Annotated in this window: 17 protein-coding genes and 1 tRNA gene; 14 read left to right on the forward strand and 4 right to left on the reverse strand. The window is 62.4% G+C overall.

Features of this window, described 5'->3' with window-relative positions; all coding sequences use genetic code 11:
• The first annotated feature begins 34 nt into the window (after positions 1–34).
• The 10 genes from sufB to ACGYLX_RS04675 all read left to right on the forward strand — a co-directional run bounded on the left by sufB (position 35) and on the right by ACGYLX_RS04675 (position 8,952).
• On the forward strand, positions 35–1,558 hold the full coding sequence (gene sufB, locus ACGYLX_RS04630) for a Fe-S cluster assembly protein SufB (RefSeq protein ID WP_394441258.1): 1,524 nt from the start codon (positions 35–37) through the stop codon (positions 1,556–1,558).
• Positions 1,558–2,364 carry a polysaccharide pyruvyl transferase family protein gene (locus ACGYLX_RS04635; protein ID WP_394447591.1) on the forward strand — a complete coding sequence of 269 codons (807 nt, stop codon included), beginning with the start codon at positions 1,558–1,560 and terminating at the stop codon, positions 2,362–2,364. The genes sufB and ACGYLX_RS04635 overlap by 1 nt, the downstream gene beginning before the upstream one ends.
• 83 nt (positions 2,365–2,447) lie before the next feature.
• The gene (sufC, locus tag ACGYLX_RS04640) at positions 2,448–3,203 is read left to right on the forward strand and encodes a Fe-S cluster assembly ATPase SufC (protein WP_394447593.1); all 756 of its coding nucleotides are present in this window, start codon (positions 2,448–2,450) and stop codon (positions 3,201–3,203) included.
• Positions 3,203–4,483 (forward strand): Fe-S cluster assembly protein SufD, encoded by a 1,281-nt coding sequence (gene sufD, locus ACGYLX_RS04645; RefSeq protein ID WP_394447595.1) that lies wholly within the window; start codon positions 3,203–3,205, stop codon positions 4,481–4,483. The genes sufC and sufD overlap by 1 nt, the downstream gene beginning before the upstream one ends.
• The gene (locus ACGYLX_RS04650; RefSeq protein ID WP_394447597.1) at positions 4,483–4,965 is read left to right on the forward strand and encodes a YIP1 family protein; all 483 of its coding nucleotides are present in this window, start codon (positions 4,483–4,485) and stop codon (positions 4,963–4,965) included. Before sufD ends, ACGYLX_RS04650 begins: the two co-directional genes overlap by 1 nt.
• A 1-nt stretch (position 4,966) precedes the next feature.
• Positions 4,967–5,542 carry a YIP1 family protein gene (locus ACGYLX_RS04655; protein ID WP_394447599.1) on the forward strand — a complete coding sequence of 192 codons (576 nt, stop codon included), beginning with the start codon at positions 4,967–4,969 and terminating at the stop codon, positions 5,540–5,542.
• Between the two features lie 3 nt (positions 5,543–5,545).
• Positions 5,546–6,766, forward strand: a complete 1,221-nt coding sequence (locus tag ACGYLX_RS04660) for a cysteine desulfurase (RefSeq protein WP_394447601.1) — start codon at positions 5,546–5,548, stop codon at positions 6,764–6,766.
• Positions 6,767–6,840: 74 nt separating this feature from the next.
• Positions 6,841–6,917, forward strand: a tRNA-Arg gene (locus ACGYLX_RS04665).
• A 192-nt stretch (positions 6,918–7,109) separates the two neighbouring features.
• Positions 7,110–8,105 (forward strand): zinc-binding alcohol dehydrogenase family protein, encoded by a 996-nt coding sequence (locus tag ACGYLX_RS04670; protein ID WP_394447603.1) that lies wholly within the window; start codon positions 7,110–7,112, stop codon positions 8,103–8,105.
• 52 nt (positions 8,106–8,157) lie between these two features.
• Positions 8,158–8,952, forward strand: a complete 795-nt coding sequence (locus ACGYLX_RS04675; RefSeq protein ID WP_168613618.1) for an SDR family NAD(P)-dependent oxidoreductase — start codon at positions 8,158–8,160, stop codon at positions 8,950–8,952.
• Between the two features lie 95 nt (positions 8,953–9,047).
• Here the strand turns inward: ACGYLX_RS04675 and ACGYLX_RS04680 are convergent, their stop codons facing one another.
• From ACGYLX_RS04680 to ACGYLX_RS04690, 3 genes are read right to left on the reverse strand one after another with little or no spacing between them, the layout of a single operon-like run.
• Positions 9,048–10,127: a methyltetrahydrofolate cobalamin methyltransferase gene (locus ACGYLX_RS04680; protein ID WP_271693733.1), complete on the reverse strand. Its 1,080-nt coding sequence runs from the start codon at positions 10,125–10,127 to the stop codon at positions 9,048–9,050.
• 10 nt (positions 10,128–10,137) lie between these two features.
• Positions 10,138–11,067 carry a methylenetetrahydrofolate reductase gene (locus ACGYLX_RS04685; RefSeq protein WP_394447606.1) on the reverse strand — a complete coding sequence of 310 codons (930 nt, stop codon included), beginning with the start codon at positions 11,065–11,067 and terminating at the stop codon, positions 10,138–10,140.
• Between the two features lie 30 nt (positions 11,068–11,097).
• Positions 11,098–11,394 (reverse strand): virulence factor, encoded by a 297-nt coding sequence (locus ACGYLX_RS04690; RefSeq protein ID WP_168613014.1) that lies wholly within the window; start codon positions 11,392–11,394, stop codon positions 11,098–11,100.
• A gap of 292 nt (positions 11,395–11,686) precedes the next feature.
• Between ACGYLX_RS04690 and ACGYLX_RS04695 the strand changes: the two genes are divergently transcribed.
• From ACGYLX_RS04695 to ACGYLX_RS04710, 4 genes are all read left to right on the forward strand, one after another.
• Positions 11,687–12,805 (forward strand): Ppx/GppA phosphatase family protein, encoded by a 1,119-nt coding sequence (locus ACGYLX_RS04695; RefSeq protein WP_067266266.1) that lies wholly within the window; start codon positions 11,687–11,689, stop codon positions 12,803–12,805.
• Positions 12,805–13,530, forward strand: coding sequence for an RlmE family RNA methyltransferase (locus ACGYLX_RS04700; RefSeq protein WP_168613015.1), 726 nt, complete (start codon positions 12,805–12,807; stop codon positions 13,528–13,530). Before ACGYLX_RS04695 ends, ACGYLX_RS04700 begins: the two co-directional genes overlap by 1 nt.
• Positions 13,531–13,623: 93 nt before the next feature.
• Positions 13,624–14,181: a hypothetical protein gene (locus tag ACGYLX_RS04705; protein ID WP_168613016.1), complete on the forward strand. Its 558-nt coding sequence runs from the start codon at positions 13,624–13,626 to the stop codon at positions 14,179–14,181.
• Between the two features lie 166 nt (positions 14,182–14,347).
• Positions 14,348–15,169: a bifunctional allantoicase/(S)-ureidoglycine aminohydrolase gene (locus ACGYLX_RS04710; RefSeq protein ID WP_168613017.1), complete on the forward strand. Its 822-nt coding sequence runs from the start codon at positions 14,348–14,350 to the stop codon at positions 15,167–15,169.
• Between the two features lie 379 nt (positions 15,170–15,548).
• Here ACGYLX_RS04710 and ACGYLX_RS04715 read toward each other — a convergent pair whose 3' ends face one another.
• Entirely contained in the window at positions 15,549–16,985 is a 1,437-nt protein-coding gene (locus ACGYLX_RS04715) for a nucleobase:cation symporter-2 family protein (RefSeq protein WP_168613018.1), read from the reverse strand.
• Positions 16,986–16,994: the final 9 nt, after the last annotated feature.

Below are 16,994 nucleotides of genomic sequence, written 5' to 3' on the forward strand. Positions count from 1 at the left end.
GCCGCCACGGAAAGGAACTGAAACCTTGGAAAATATGACCCTGAAAGAGAATGATGGCGTCAAGGAAGGCGTTGACCAGGAAACCGTGGATGCCGTGCGCGAAGTCGGCGGCAAGTATAAATACGGCTGGTCCACCGACATCGAGATGGAATACGCGCCCAAAGGGCTGACGCCGGAGATCGTGAAGCTGATCTCGGAGAAGAACGACGAGCCTGAGTGGATGACCGAATGGCGGCTTGAGGCTTACAACCGTTGGCTCAGCAAGGAAGAGCCGGATTGGGCGATGGTGGATTATCCTGAAATCGACTTTCAGGAGCAGTATTATTACGCTCGCCCCAAAAGCATGGCCGAGAAGCCCAAGTCGCTCGACGAGGTCGATCCGAAACTGCTGGCGACCTATGAAAAGCTCGGCATCCCGCTGAAGGAGCAAATGATCCTTGCCGGTGTCGAAGGGGCTGAGGATGCGCCTGCAGAGGGCCGCAAGGTTGCGGTGGATGCGGTGTTCGATTCAGTCTCCGTCGGCACCACCTTCCAGGAAGAGTTGAAGAAGGCCGGCGTGATCTTCTGCTCGATCTCCGAGGCGATCCGCGAATACCCCGATCTGGTGAAGAAGTACCTCGGCTCGGTCGTGCCGGTCTCGGACAATTTCTATGCCACGCTGAACTCCGCCGTCTTCTCCGATGGGTCCTTCGTCTACGTGCCGCCGGGCGTGCGCTGCCCGATGGAGCTGTCGACCTATTTCCGCATCAACGCCGAGAACACCGGCCAGTTCGAGCGCACGCTGATCATCGCCGACAAGGGCTCTTACGTGAGCTACCTCGAAGGCTGCACCGCGCCGCAGCGCGACGAGAGCCAGTTGCACGCCGCCGTGGTCGAGATCATCGTCGAGGAAGACGCGGAAGTGAAATACTCCACCGTCCAGAACTGGTACCCCGGTGACGAGGACGGCAAGGGCGGTATCTACAACTTCGTGACCAAGCGCGCCGATTGCCGGGGTGACCGGGCCAAAGTGATGTGGACTCAGGTCGAGACCGGCTCGGCCGTGACGTGGAAATACCCCTCCTGCATCCTGCGCGGCGACGACAGCCAGGGCGAGTTCTACTCCATCGCCATCGCCAACAACATGCAGCAGGCCGACACCGGCACCAAGATGGTGCACCTCGGCAAGCGCACCAAGTCGCGCATCGTGTCCAAGGGCATCTCAGCGGGCAAGGCGCAGAACACCTACCGCGGGTTGGTCTCGATGCACCCCAAGGCCAAGGAATCGCGCAACTATACCCAGTGCGACAGTCTGCTGATCGGCTCGGAATGCGGGGCGCATACGGTGCCTTATATCGAGGTGAAGAACAACTCGAGCCGGGTGGAGCATGAGGCGACGACCTCCAAAGTGGACGACGACCAGATGTTCTATTGCCGCTCGCGCGGCATGGACGAGGAAGAGGCCGTGGCGCTGGTGGTGAACGGTTTCTGCAAGGACGTGCTGCAGGCGCTGCCGATGGAGTTCGCCATGGAAGCGCAGGCGCTGGTGGCGATCTCGCTGGAAGGCTCTGTCGGCTAATGAGCCTTGACGCGGCGCATACTCCCCTCCGCCTGCATTGGTGGAAGGCGCAGCCGAACTTTGGCGATGCGCTGAGCCCGCTGATCCTGAGCCATGTCTCGGGGCGGCGGGTGGAGCATGCGTCGGTGGATGAGGCGGATGTCTTTGGTCTCGGCTCGCTTTTGCAGATCGTGCGGCGGAACTATGACACGCCGCGTGCGGGGGCCAAGCCGGTGATCTGGGGCAGCGGTCTGCTGCGCCCCGCCGGGGGCCGTGCGTTCCTGAAGAACATCGAGATCGCGCTGCTGCGGGGGCCGGTGACGGCGGCGCTTCTGGGCATCGAAACAAATGCTTTTGGCGATCCGGGGCTTTTGGTAAACGAGGTTCTGCCCGGCGAGGGACCACGCGGCGACAAGATCGGCATCGTGCCGCATCACACGCTGGCGGACGATCCTGACCTGCTGGAACTCGTGGCCTCCGACAGCGCCTATGTGCTGATCGACCCGCGCGATCCGGTGGAGCAGGTTTGCGCCGGCATCGCCGCCTGTGCCCATGTCTTTGCCTCGTCGCTGCACGGGTTGATCACGGCGGATGCTTACGGCGTGGCCAACACTTGGGCGACGCCCGAGGGGCAGGGGCGGTTGAAGTTTCACGACTACGCCGCCTCCGTGGGGCGCAACATGCGCGCGCCGATTGCCTTGGCCGATATTCCGGCGGCACCCAAACCCGACGGGCCGCTGACCTACCAAGACGGCATCACTGCCTGCCGCGCCGCGCTGAAAGACAGCTTTCCCGCCGCGCTCTGCGCCCGTCAGGGGGCGGCATGAACTTTAACACGCAGGGGCAAGCCCCTGAGACAACACTGAAATAGCATGAATTGCGGCGCAAGGCGCGCCAGAAGGAGACCGAAATGCTGAGCATCAAGAACCTGCAGGTGAAACTGGAAGAAGAGGAGAAGCAGATCCTCAAGGGCGTCGATCTGGAAGTCGAGGCCGGCAAGGTCCACGCCATCATGGGGCCGAACGGCTCGGGCAAGTCCACGCTGAGCTACGTGCTCTCGGGCAAGGACGGCTACGAGGTCACCGAAGGCTCCGCCACACTCGAAGGCGAAGACATCCTCGAACTGGAACCCGAAGAGCGCGCCGCGGCGGGCCTCTTCCTTGCCTTCCAGTACCCGGTGGAAATCCCCGGCGTCGGCAACATGACCTTCCTGCGCACCGCCGTGAACGCACAGCGCAAGGCGCGCGGCGAAGAGGAAATCTCCGCCGCCGACTTCCTCAAGGAAATCCGCGCCAAGGCGAAGGACCTCAAGATCGACGCAGAGATGCTGAAGCGCCCCGTGAACATGGGCTTCTCCGGCGGTGAGAAAAAGCGCAACGAAATTCTGCAGATGGCGATGCTCGAGCCCAAGATGTGCATCCTCGACGAGACCGACTCGGGCCTCGACGTGGACGCGATGAAACTGGTGGCCGAAGGCGTGAACGCCCTGCGCACCGAGGGCCGTGGCTTCCTTGTCATCACGCACTACCAGCGTCTTTTGGACCACATCAAACCCGACGTCGTGCACATCATGTCCGACGGCCGCATCATCAAGACCGGTGGGCCGGAGCTCGCGCTCGAAGTCGAGAACAACGGTTATGCCGACATCCTCGCCGAGGTGGTGTAATGGCCGAAGCGAAGCTCAAAGAAACCCCGACCGAGGCGATGATCGCAGCGCTCGATATGCCACAGGGTGGCTGGAGCCGAGCGGCGCGTGAAGACGCGTTGGCGCGGGTTCGTGCCATGGGCCTGCCGCAGCGCCGGGATGAATACTGGAAGTTTACCCGCCCCGACACGCTGACCCAAGCCGAAGCGTTGCCCGCCGCGATCTTCGATCATGGCGACGCGCCGCTCTTTGACGGAACCGACCGTCTGCGCATCGTCTTCGTCGATGGTGAGTTCGACGCCGAGGCATCGGACGACCTGTCGCTCGAAGGCGTCAGCATCGAACGGCTGGCGGCTGCCGACAGCGACCTGCACTGGGCGCGCGACCTTTATGGCACGCTGGAAAAGAACGGCCAGACTCCGGTGCAGCGCCCGCTGGCGGCGCTGAACACCGCTTTCGCTACCGATGGTGTCTTGATCCATGTCACCGGCACCCCAAGCAAGCCGATCAATCTGGTTTATCAACACAAATCAGAGACTTCGGACGCGATGCTGCACCATGTCGTGAAGCTCGACAAAGGCGCGGAAGTCACGCTTTTGGAGAACGGCCCCGCGGCCGCACGCTTCAACACCGTGATGGAGGTCGAGGTGGCCGACACCGCGCGCTTCCACCATGTCCGCGCGCAGGGCCGTGACCACGAGCGCCGCGCTGCGACCCATGTCTTCACCCGTTTGGGCACCGAGTCGCTGTTCAAGAGCTTTACCGTCACCGTGAACGGCGCGCTGACGCGCAACGAATGCGTGATCGAACTCACTGGCGACGATGCCTCGGCTCATGTCGCGGGCGCCTGCGTTGGAGATGGCGATTTCCACCATGACGACACGGTCTTCATCACCCATGATGCCGAGAACTGCGAAAGCCGTCAGGTCTTCAAGAAGGTGCTGCGCAACGGTGCCACAGGCGTGTTCCAGGGCAAGATCCTCGTCAAGGAAGGCGCGCAGAAGACCGATGGCTACCAGATCAGCCAGTCGCTGCTGCTGGACGGCGACAGCCAGTTCCTCGCCAAGCCAGAGCTTGAGATCTACGCCGACGATGTGGCCTGTTCGCATGGCTCCACCTCCGGCGCGATCGACGAGGAGGCGCTGTTTTACCTCCGCGCCCGCGGTGTGTCCCATGCCGAGGCGACCGACCTGCTGACGCTCGCCTTCCTTGCCGAAGCAGTGGAGGAGATCGAGGCCGAGGAACTGCGCGAAGAGATCACCGGGCGTCTCAGCTCGTGGTTGGAGCGTCGTAGCGCCTGATGGCTGTTACCAGCGATATCGTTGCGACCTACCGCGGCCCCGGCAAAGTGATGTCGGGGCTGCTTGCGCAGGGACGCAACGAGGTGCGCGTGCTGATGTTCGCGCTGATGGCGGGGCTGCTGATCTTCGTGGCCCTGTCGCCGTATCAAGCCCGCGCGGCGCATCTCGATCCGGACGGGCCGCTCGCGGTGCGCCAATATTGGAGTGCGTTTTTCTGGATCTTTGTGATGCCCTTGCTGCTCTATGGCTTGGCCGCGATGGTCTGGGGGATCAGCCGTCTCGCGGGGCAACGGCTCAGCGGTTATGCGGTGCGGCTGACCTTGGTTTGGTCGCTCCTCGCCTCTGCGCCGATCCTTTTGTTGCTGGGCCTCGCGCTTGGGTTCATCGGGCCGGGCCTACAGGCGCAGATCGTCGGGGTGGTCTGGTTGGCCGTGTTCTTTTGGTTCTGGATCGCGGGCCTTGTTGCCGCGCAGCGGGGCTGAGATGAGCGGCGCCCTGATCCAGCTTGCGCAGACCACCCTGCGCAACCCCCGCGCCGCAGCGCGCCAGATTGCGGAACTGCCTTTAGGCAATGATGTCATCTGGACGTCCCTTGCCTTGGTCGCTGCGCTGAACGCGCTGGTCATCTCGGCCACCTTCGTGATCGCGCCGCCCGCCATGGCGCTGCCGAGCTATTTCCAATCGCCGCTGGTGCTCTTCGCGCTGCTGGCCGGGTTGATGGTGCTCTATGTGCATGCGCTGACTTGGGTTGGCCGGGCACTGGGCGGGCAGGGCGCGTTGACGCCGCTTTTGGCTGCCGTCGTGTGGCTTCAGGCGCTTCGCCTCTGCGCCCAACTGGGCATCCTGCTGCTGACTTTGGCCCTACCGCCAGTGGCGCTGCTGGCCTCTTTCGTCGTTACCTTCTGGGGTCTTTGGATCCTTTTGAATTTCGTGGCCGAACTCTTGCATCTGCCGGGGCTGTTCCACGCCGCTGCAGTGCTCGCGGGCGCCGCGCTTGGGGTCTTGTTGGGGTTGGGCCTTTTGCTGTCTTTGATCGGGCTGACCGCCCAGGGAGTTTAAGTCATGTTCGACGTTGAAGCCGTCCGGGCGCAGTTTCCGATCCTTGGGCGCGAGGTGAACGGCAAACCGCTGGTCTACCTCGACAATGGCGCTTCGGCCCAGAAGCCGCAGGTGGTGATCGACGCGATTACCCAAGCCTATGCGAATGAATATTCCAACGTTCACAGAGGCTTGCACTACCTTTCTAATCTTGCGACCGACAAGTACGAAAGCGTGCGCGGCACCGTGGCGCGCTTCCTCAACGCCGGGTCGGAAGATGAGATCGTGCTCAACACCGGGGCGACCATGGGGATCAACACCGTGGCCTATGGCTGGGCCATGCCGCGCATGCAGGCGGGCGATGAGATCGTCCTGTCGGTGATGGAGCATCATGCCAATATCGTGCCCTGGCATTTCCTGCGCGAACGGCAGGGCGTGGTTCTGAAATGGGTCGATGTGGACGCCACCGGCGCGCTTGACCCGCAGGCGGTGATCGATGCCATCGGGCCGAAGACCAAGCTGGTTGCAATATCGCACCTTTCCAACGTCTTGGGCACGAAAGTTGATGTGAAAACCATCGCTGAAGCCGCCCATGAGAAGGGCGTTCCGGTCTTGGTCGATGGCTCGCAGGCGGCGGTGCATATGCCGGTCGATGTGCAGGACCTCGACTGTGATTTCTATGCCGTTACCGGGCATAAACTCTACGGTCCCTCCGGTTCGGGCGCGATCTATATCAAGTCCGAGCGCATGGCCGAAATGCGCCCCTTCATCGGCGGCGGTGACATGATCCGCGAAGTCAGCAAGGACGCGGTGAGCTACAACGATCCGCCTATGATGTTCGAAGCCGGCACCCCTGGAATCGTCGGCACCATTGGCTTGGGCGTGGCGCTAGAGTTCATGATGGATCTGGGGATGGAGAATATCGCCGCCCATGAGGACGATCTGCGCGACTACGCGGTCTCGCGGCTCGGCGGTTTGAATTGGCTCAACCTGCAAGGCACGACGCCGGACAAAGCGGCGATCTTTAGCTTCACACTGGACGGCGCCGCCCATGCGCATGACATCTCGACCGTGCTCGACAAGAAAGGCGTGGCCGTCCGGGCTGGGCATCATTGCGCTGCGCCTTTGATGACGCATCTCGGCGTTTCGGCCACCTGCCGCGCGTCTTTTGGCATGTATAACACCCGGGCCGAGGTCGACACTTTGGTCGACGCCCTCGAATTGGCGCATGATCTTTTCGCCTAACGTGAATTTCGCCGCCCTCGCCCCCGGATTTCCCATTGCAGGGGCGGCGCGCTCTGGCTATACCGCCCCTCAGTGGACCCTTAGCTCAGCTGGATAGAGCGCTGCCCTCCGAAGGCAGAGGCCAGAGGTTCGAATCCTCTAGGGTCCGCCATTTTTTCCATATGAATGTCGTTTGTCGCGTTGGGGCTGTGCCTTCGCCTGCGGGGGCTTTGCCGTAGGCCCGCCAATCGTTTGGATTATACTCTGTATCTATAAACTCTATCCGCATCGGCCTCGGTTTATATAGCCGAACAAACTGATACCTTCTGCCCAACAGTAATATCCCTGCGGAAGGACAGACAAAATGAAAGCTATCGGCTATAACACCACCGGCCCGGCAGAGGTTTTGGAGATGCTCGAAATTGAGCGTCCCACACCCGGACCAAATGATCTTTTGGTGGAGGTGAAGGGCATCTCGGTCAATCCGGTGGACGTGAAGCTGCGCGCGCTTTCGGGGCCTGAGGGTGGTCCGAAGGTCTTGGGCTTTGATGCCGCGGGCGTGGTCGTGGAACTGGGCGCAGAGGTTAGCGATTTCGCGGTGGGGGATGAGGTGTTCTATGCCGGAGACGTGACCCGCGCGGGGACCAATGTCGCCTTCCACACGGTCGATTCCCGGATCGTCGGGCGAAAGCCGGAAACCCTTGATTTCGTGGAGGCCGCCGGGCTGCCACTGACCGCGATCACGGCTTGGGAGATGCTGTTCAATTCCTTCCGGCTGGCCGAGGGCTCTGGCGAAGGGGAGGCGATTTTGGTCATTGGCGGTGCCGGGGGCGTGGGGTCGATCCTCATTCAACTGGCCAAGGCCCTGACCGGTTTGACCGTGATCGCGACCGCCTCGCGGCCAGAGACCCAAGATTGGGTGCGCAAGATGGGGGCGGATCATTTGGTGGATCACCGGGGCGATCTGGTGGCGCAGCTTGCCGAGCTCGACCTCACGCCAAGCTATGTCGCCGCGCTGACGGCCACCGATACGCATTGGCCCGCCATCATCCAAGCCATCGCGCCGCGCGGGCAGATCGCGCTGATCGACGACCCTGAGACGCTGGATATGAAAGCGGCGAAACCGAAAGCCCTAAGCGTGCATTGGGAGTTCATGTTCACACGCTCGATGTTCCAGACCGAGGACATGACTGCGCAGCGCGACCTGTTGAACCGGGTGTCGCAGATGATCGACGCAGGCATTTTACGCTCTACCGTGACGGAACATGCGGGCGTGATAAATGTGGAAAACCTTCGCGCGGCCCATGAGCGTCAGGAAAGTGGGCGGGTGATCGGCAAGCAGGTTCTGGGCGGGTGGTGATCGCGCAGAGCCGCTTCCCATCCCCGCGCAGAGACAGAGCAAGGAGAGACAGATGACCAAGACGATCCTCATCACCGGCGCGACCGACGGTATCGGTCTGTTGACCGCCAAAAAGCTCAGCGCGCAGGGGCATAGCGTTTTGCTGCACGGGCGCAGTGCCGAGAAACTCAGCGCCGCCGCGGCGGAGGTGGGCGGCAATCCCCAGACCTACCGCGCGGACCTGTCGCGGCTGGAAGAGGTCGTGACGCTGGCAGAGGCGCTGCGCATCGATCACAGCCAGATCGACGTGGTGATCAACAATGCCGGTGTCTTGAAACTGCCTGAGCCGCGCACCGACGCCGGGTTGGACGCGCGTTTCGTGGTCAACACGCTGGCGCCCTATCTGCTGGTTCAACTGTTGCTGCCGGTGCTTCCCAAAGCGGGCAGGGTGGTGAACCTCTCCTCCGCCGCGCAGGCGCCGGTGGAGGTAGCCGCGCTTAGGGGCGAGGTGACGCTTGACGATATGGCGGCCTATGCGCAGAGCAAATTGGCGATCACGATCTGGACCCAACAGATGGCCCGCGCGCATCAGGACGGGCCGCTCTTTATCGCGGTGAACCCCGGCTCTCTCTTGGCGTCGAAGATGGTAAAGGAAGGCTTTGGCGTCGCCGGGAACGACCTGAGCATCGGGGCTGACATCCTTGCCCGCGCCGCGGTTTCGGATGAGTTTGCAGAGGCCTCCGGCGCCTATTTCGACAATGACATGGGCGGGTTCAATGAGCCGCATAGCGCGGCAAAAGACCCCGATCATGTGGCCGCCGTCATGGCCGCGATCCAAGAATTGGTGAGCGGGAACCGGGCGGAGTAGCGCCGGAAAGCGCCATCTCGGACTTCCGCCTGCCCGTATAGAAAAAGGCCCGACCGAGCGACGCTGGCGGGGCTTTTAGATCTTGTCAGGCGGCCTTAGCGGCGGCGGCGCCCACCTGAACGGCCCGCGCGACCGCGGCCCTCTTGACCCGCTTTGGGCGCGCTTTTGTTGAACTCAATCCAAGCGCTGCCGTGAGGGTCACGGTCGAAGAGGAAGTTGGCGGCGCGGATGGCCTCCATCTCCTTGCCCGGGCGGGGTTTGGTCGAGCCGAGGTTGAAGAGCGTCGCAAAGGTCTCATCATCCATGTCTTCGGGCAGGATGATCCCCGCGGCGGCAATCTCAGCCCGCTTTTCGGCGATTTTGGTGGCGTTCAGCGGCACGGCCACCGGGTTCATGATCGCACTTGTCATGCCTGCGCCCATCGCCATGGGGAGGAAGGCATTGTTGATGCCGTGGCGGTTGGGCAGCCCGAAGGAGATGTTAGAGGCGCCACAGGTGGTGTTCACGCCCAATTCCTCGCGCAAACGGCGGACGAGGGTAAAGACCTGATGCCCCGCCGTCGCCATGGCGCCAATCGGCATGACCAGCGGGTCGACGACGATATCATGGGCGGGAATGCCAAAATCGGCGGCGCGTTCGACGATCTTTTTCGCCACGGCAAAGCGGACATCCGGGTCCTCGGAGATCCCTGTGTCGTCATTGGAGATCGCCACGACAGGCACGTTGTATTTCTTGACCAGCGGCAGGACGACTTCGAGCCGCTCTTCCTCTCCGGTGACGGAGTTCAGCAGCGGGCGGCCTTCGCAGGCCTCAAGCCCCGCCTCAAGCGCGCCGGGGACCGAACTGTCGATGCAGATCGGCACGTCGACGGCGTTTTGCACGACCTTGATTAGCTCCGGCATCAGCATCGGCTCGACAAAGTTGTTGTCGGCATAGCGGGGGTCTTCGGCCATTTTGTTGGAGAAGACCGCGCCCGAGTTCACGTCGAGCACCGTGGCGCCTGCGGCGACCTGCGCGATGGCATCCGCCTCGACCCGCGAAAAATCGCCTTGCTCCAGCTCTTGGCTGAGGATCTTGCGGCCCGTGGGGTTGATCCGCTCTCCGATCACGCAAAACGGCTCGTCAAAGCCGATGACGGCGGTCTTGGTCTTGGATTCGATGACGGTTCTGGTCATGTAACTTCCTTCAGGCTGCGTCGGCGGGCACCCCAGAGGCGCCGCCATTCTCTTGGACCCATGTGGCGCTGGTTTTGATCCCGCCCAGCGGGAAAAGATGCACATGGGTGATGTTGAAATCCGGGTGGGCCGCTTTGTGGGCGGCCAAGTCGCTGATTACATCTGTCGGCTCATAGGGCAACAGCAGCTTGGTGACATCCATCGCCCGCTTTTGCAGCACCTTGAGCGAGGGGCCAACACCGCAGGCGATGGCGAATTTGATCAGCGTTTGCAGTTTGGCGGGGCCCGCGATGCCGATGTGGATCGGCAGGGTGATGCCAGCGGCCTTTAGACTGTCGGCCCATTCGATGATCGGCTGCGCGTCAAAGGCGAATTGCGTGGCAATGGCCATTTCGGCATCGGTGCGGGTCTGGAAATCATTCTTCCATTTCAGCGCCGCATCGACGTTGAGGCGGCCGCCGTCAGCGTCGATATCGCGGTTGCCCTCGGGGTGGCCGGCGACATGCAGGCGGGTAAAGCCTGCCTTGTCGAACAGCCCCGTTTCCATCAACTGCATCGAGTTGCTGAATTCCCCCGCCGGGGTGGTGACACCGCCCGCCAGCAGCAGCGCTTGGCGCACATCGGCCTCGCCTTGATAACGGGCAATCCAGTCGGCCAGCGTGGCGCGGTCTTTGATGATGCGGGCCGGGAAATGCGGCATGACCTTAAAGCCGTCCGCATTCAACCGCGCGGCGGTGGCGACCATATCTTCGATCGGGGTGCCGTCGATATGGGCGATATAGACACGGGTGCCCTCTGGCAGCAGGGCGCGGAAATCCTCGACCTTTTCGGCGGTGCGGGGCATCACCTCGATCGAGTAATCTTTCAACAGCGCCTCGACTTCGGCCACCGGCGCCTGTGGGGCCGGTGTTTCCTTTTTGCGGAAGTTCAAAAGTGCCATGAGCGTGTCCTTGATCATAGGGCTGGCAGGCTATGCCCAGCCGTCGTTGTCAATCAGTTGCTTAATCCGGTCGCGGTCGTATTCCGCGTCGATGCGGGCGGCTTCGGCATCGGCGATGCTGTCGGGATCACCCTCGACCTCAAAAGGCTCCGCCTTGCGCCATTCCGCGAGATAGGCGTCGGTATTGGCAGCCCCCACCTTCATCGCCGCGCGGTCGATGGCCTGCTCAAAGCGTTCGGGCAGGGGGCGTTTCGACCCGCGACGGCCCTTGCCGACGATCACCTGAGCGGGAATGTCGCGCCAGTAAACGATGGTGACTGCGGGCATGGGACGATTCCTCCGGTTTAAACCTGTCTAACGAGCGTCGCGGTCAGGACAGGGCCGTTTTTCGACGAAACACGACCCATCCGCGACTTGGGAGAGGTGATAGCGCATTGACCCTGCCATCACGAGGGGGCGGCGCCCCCATTATTCTCAAGATGATTGTGAGGTGGCCCTGATGGCGGGGCGAGGGCGCCCCGCGGACGCCGCGGAAATTGGCCCAAGGCACCGCGACCACTTGCACCGGCTGGGCGCAGGGAATACCTTGGGGGCAACTCGATATGAAAGGCGCGTAACCATGGCGCCACAGCGTCCCAAAGGTGCGGGTGCGCTCGACAAAGACATTCCGGCTCTGAGCCCCGCGCCAGTTCCGCCCAGATCTAATGAGCTATATGCGGCCCTAGATCTGGGTACAAATAGCTGCCGCATGTTGATCGCCCAGCCTCGGGGCAGCGGTTTCCATGTGGTGGACAGTTTTTCGAAATCGGTGCAATTGGGTGCCGGTTTGGAAAAGACCGGGCGGTTGTCGCGCGGATCGATGGCGCGCACCATTCAGGCATTGCGCATCTGTCAGCAAAAGTTGCGGCGCAACAAGGTGCAGAACATGCGTCTTGTCGCGACCGAAGCCTGCCGCCGCGCGCAGAACGGGGCGGAGTTCATGCGCCGTATCCAGCGCGAGACCGGGCTGAAGCTCGACATTATCCGGCCCGAGGAAGAAGCCCAGCTTGCCGTGATCTCCTGCGCGCCGCTGGTCAGCCGCAAGACGGAAAACCTGCTGGTGGTGGACATCGGCGGCGGCTCGACGGAGTTGGTCTGGATCGATATTTCCAAGGTGCCGCGGGCCGACCGCGCACGCTCGATCATGCGGCTTCAGGGCGGGTTCTATCAGGCGAAATCCGACGTGCCAGCCGCGCGGGTGGTCGACTGGATCAGCGTGCCGCTAGGCGTCGCGACGCTCCGCGACCAATTTTCGGATGTCGAAGACGACGCCGCGCGTTTCGCTTTGATGAGCTGGTTTTTCGAAGAAAACCTCACCGATTTCACGCCCTATCAGACGATCCAGTCGCAAAAGCGGTTCCAGATCGTCGGCACCTCGGGCACCGTGACCACCGTCGCGGCGAGCCACCTGAACCTGAAACGCTATGACCGGACAAAGGTCGATGGCCTCAGCATGACCAGCGCCCAGATCGACAAGGTGATCCACTCCTATATCGCCATGGGGCCGGGTGGGCGACGCGCGGATCCGCGCATTGGCCAAGACCGCGCCGCACTGATCATGTCGGGCGCTGCGATCCTGCAAGCCCTGATGCGCTGCTGGCCGACCGACAGGCTGTCAGTTGCGGATCGCGGTCTGCGCGAAGGCCTGCTATATGCACAGATGAGCGCCGATGGCGTATTAGAAGAAGGGGTCTTTTGATGGCCAAGACACCGGACGGAAAGAACACCTCGGGGCGCGGTCAGCGTGACCTCAAGGTCAAGGTGAAATCCGCACGCGGGCGCAAGCTCAGTTCGACCCGTTGGTTGCAGCGGCAGTTGAACGATCCTTATGTCAAACGCGCGCAGGCCGAAGGCTATCGCGGGCGGGCGGCTTATAAGATCATGGAATTGGACGATAAATATCGCTTCCTCGTCCCCGGCGCGCGGGTGGTGGACCTTGGCGCCGCGCCGGGCGGTTGGTGTCAGGTCGCCGTCAAACGCTGCAACGTATTGGGCGAAAAGAAGGGCAAAGCGCAGGGCACCATTCTGGGGGTCGACCTTCAAGAGATGGAGCCGATTGCAGGCTGCGAGTTGCACCAGCTCGACTTCATGGAGGATGACGCCGACCTTAAGGTCAAGGAATGGCTCGGCGGCAAGGCAGATGTGGTGATGTCGGACATGGCCGCGGCCTCATCCGGGCATAAACAGACCGACCACCTGCGCATCATCGCGCTTTGCGAGGCGGCGGCCTATTTCGCTTTCGATGTGTTGGAAGAGGGCGGCACATTCGTAGCCAAGGTGCTGGCAGGCGGCGCGGAAGGTGAGTTGCAAAAGCTGCTCAAGCGCCGTTTTGCCAAGGTCGCCAATATCAAACCACCTGCCAGCCGCCCCGATTCATCGGAGAAATTCGTGGTGGCGACAGGGTTTAAGGGCGAAGAGGGTTAAGCCGCCATCGCCGTTCATGGGGCGTAAACCAGTCAAACGTTAGGGTGTAGCTCTCCCGCGGTATTGTGCCGCCTACCTCATGAGGGCTCCCCGATGCTACGACACCTGCCACTTGTATCGCTCATCTTCATCCTGTGTTCCGGGCTCAAGGTTTCCGCCTCCGAAGTGCCTTGGGCGGTGACCGATTACATCGACCGTGAATTGCTGTCTTGGGTCAATGATGCCCGCATCGTCGATGCGATCGCACAGCAGAACGCGCGGCACCGCGAAATGAATGCGCTGGCGGTCACGCCGGCGGCAGTCACCGGGCCGGGCGCCGGGGTGCCCCAGCTGAAAGCCCCGATTGCCGCGGCCTTTCTCCAAACGCAGATCGCCCGCGCCGAGGGTCAGATCGCTGGGGTGACTTTGCTGGATGCCTATGGGCTGACCGTGGTCTCCAGCGGCAGCGACTCGGTCTATTTCACGGGCGGCAAGCCCAAGAACAGCATTCGTTTTTCGCCGCCGTCGGGGGTTTTCGTGATTGATCAGGTGGCCGTTGACGAGAGGTCGAAGGCCCATCAAAGCCGCGTCTCGATGCCGATCACGGAGCCATCGAACGGGGCAATTATCGGGGTGATTACAGTTGAGTTGGAAGCGGCGGCTTTCTTCTGAGGCTGCTCGCTGCGCAGACCGGCCCCGGCAGGCGGGGCCGGTTTGTTGCTCCCCCCTAAGCGGGGTCGGGACTATCAAATATCCCCGAACAATCCTTCAGCGATAAAACCCTTGGCCTCGGCCTGGGAAGCGGCAATTCTGCAGTCCATCCCGACGGAGAGAGTTGATGACCCCCCCAAGCTATTTCGCACCCACCGGCGGCCACCCGGATCAAAAAACGCTTTTGTCAGATCGCGCCGTCTTTACAGAGGCCTATGCCGTTCTCCCGCGCGGTACGATGCGCGATATCGTGACTTCATTCCTGCCGTTCTGGGAGGGCACGCGGCTTTGGGTCATCGCCCGCCCGATGACCGGCTTTGCCGAGACGTTCTCGCAATATATCATGGAAGTGCAGCCCGGTGGCGGCTCGGACCGGCCTGAGCTTGATGCGCAGGCGCAGGGGGTGCTTTTCGTGGTCGAGGGCGGCTTCACCCTGACCGTTGAGGGCCAGCAGCACGCGATGCGTGAGGGCAGCTATGCCTATATCCCCGCGGGGGCCGATTGGACGCTGAAAAACGACAGCGGCGTGGTGACGCGCTTTCACTGGATCCGCAAAGCCTATGAGGCGGTGGAGGGGTTGGACCGCCCCGACCCGCTCGTGCTGAACGAGCAGGACATCGAGCCGAATGTGATGCCCGATACCGATGGTGTCTGGGCGACGACACGGTTCGTGGATCCGCAGGACCTGCGCCATGACATGCATGTGACCATCGTCACGCTACAGCCCGGTGGGGTGATCCCCTTTTGCGAGACTCATGTGATGGAACACGGGCTCTATGTGTTGGAGGGCAAGGCGGTCTACCGGCTTAATCAGGATTGGGTCGAGGTCGAAGCGGGTGATTTCATGTGGCTGCGCGCTTTCTGCCCGCAGGCTTGCTACGCGGGCGGACCGGGGCCGTTCCGGTATCTGCTTTATAAGGACGTGAACCGGCATATGAAGCTGCGGTGAAGCGGTGAGGGCCAGCGCCTGCGACTTGGTGCCTCTGTGGGAGGTGGCAGTCTGCGGTGAGTACAGGCAGGTTTGCTTCCTCGGACCGAATTTAGCTCTGAGGGCCAGCGCCTGCCTGCGGGTGGGCGAACATACCTTGGTTCGTGCCACTTTATGGTTCTGTCATGATGTGTGCTCGCTAGGTTACGCCCAGCCTCGCCAAATCGCCTACCCGGTGGGGCGGGCAGGCGATGGCCCGGCGCCTTCGGCTTGATTCCGGGCCAAGGTGGTTTCCAAAATCGGTGGTCTTAAGCGACATGCGCTAGCCGGTTGCCTATCGCATTGTATCGAGCCGAGTTAGTCTCAACAAAGGGGCGCCGCATCGGGCGCCCCTTCATCATCAAACCCGCTTCTCCAACGACCCCGAACCATGCCCCGAAAGCCCGCCGGAAACCTCCTCGGTCGCCTCATCCGACAGTTGTTCGGGCAGCAACAAGTTCAGCACAATCGCAATCAGCGCGGCAGGCAGCAGCCCGCTGGTCATCAGCACGCGCAGCGTGTCGGGCAGGTATTGCACCGCCTTGGGGTCGAGTTGCAGCCCCAGACCGATCGAGAGCGAGATCGCGAAGATCACCATGTTGCGGCGGTTCCAGTTCACGTCCGACAGCATCGAGATGCCCGCCGCGACCACCATGCCGAACATCACGATCACCCCGCCGCCCAGCACTTCGATGGGAATGGTGCGGATCACCGCGCCGACCTTGGGCACCAGTCCGCAAAGGATCAGGAAGAGCGCGCCCACGGTCACCACGTGGCGGCTCATCACGCCGGTCATGGCGATGAGGCCGACGTTCTGGCTGAAAGAGGTGTTGGGAAACCCACCAAAGACCCCGGCCACCGCGCTGCCCAAACCGTCAGCATAGGTGGCACCCGTGATCTCGGCATCCGTCGCCTCACGCCCCGCGCCGCCCTTCGTGATGCCCGAGACATCGCCCACGGTCTCAACCGCCGAGACGAAGGCCATCAGGCAGAAACCGACGATGGCGGCGAAGCTGAACTCGAACCCGTAAGCAAAGGGCACAGGCAGCGCCACGACGGCGGCGCGGTTCCAACTTGTGGCGATGCCCTCGAAGGTGACCATCCCCATCGCCAGCGCATAGAGATAGCCCACGCCAATGCCGATCACGACGGCGGAGACCGACAGCATGCCCCGGGCGAAGAACTTCAGCCCCAGCGTCGCCACGATCACCACCAGCGCCGCCGACCAGTTCAGCAGGCTGCCGTATTCGGGGCTATTGATCGCGGGCACGCCCCCGGCGGCATATTGGATGCCCACTTTGACCAGCGCGAGGCCGATCATCGTCACCACCAGCCCGGTCACCAGTGGCGGCAGGGCAAAGCGAATGCGTCCGATGAAAGTCCCCAGCAACACATGAAACAGCCCGCCGACCAGCACGCCGCCAAAGAGCGCGGGCAGCGCCTCGACCCCTTTGCCCGCGACCAGCGGGATCATGATTGGCAGGAACGCGAAACTCGTACCCTGCACGATCGGCAGCCGTGCGCCCACCGGCCCCATGCCAATGGTCTGAAACAGCGTGGCGATGCCCGCGAAGAGCATCGACATCTGGATCAGATAGGTCATGTCCGGAAACCCCTGCGCCCCGGCGTCCGAGCCAAAGCCAAAGCCCGCAGCCCCTGCCACGATGATCGCGGGTGTCACGTTGGAGACGAACATCGCCAAGACATGCTGAATGCCCAAGGGCACGGCCTTGGACAGGGCGGGGGTATAATTCGGGTCGCGCAGTTGCGCCGGCGTGCCCAGTGAAGCGTCAGTCATGTCATTCTC

The organism is Sulfitobacter sp. 1A13496 (assembly GCF_043557225.1).
Lineage (GTDB): Bacteria > Pseudomonadota > Alphaproteobacteria > Rhodobacterales > Rhodobacteraceae > Sulfitobacter > Sulfitobacter faviae.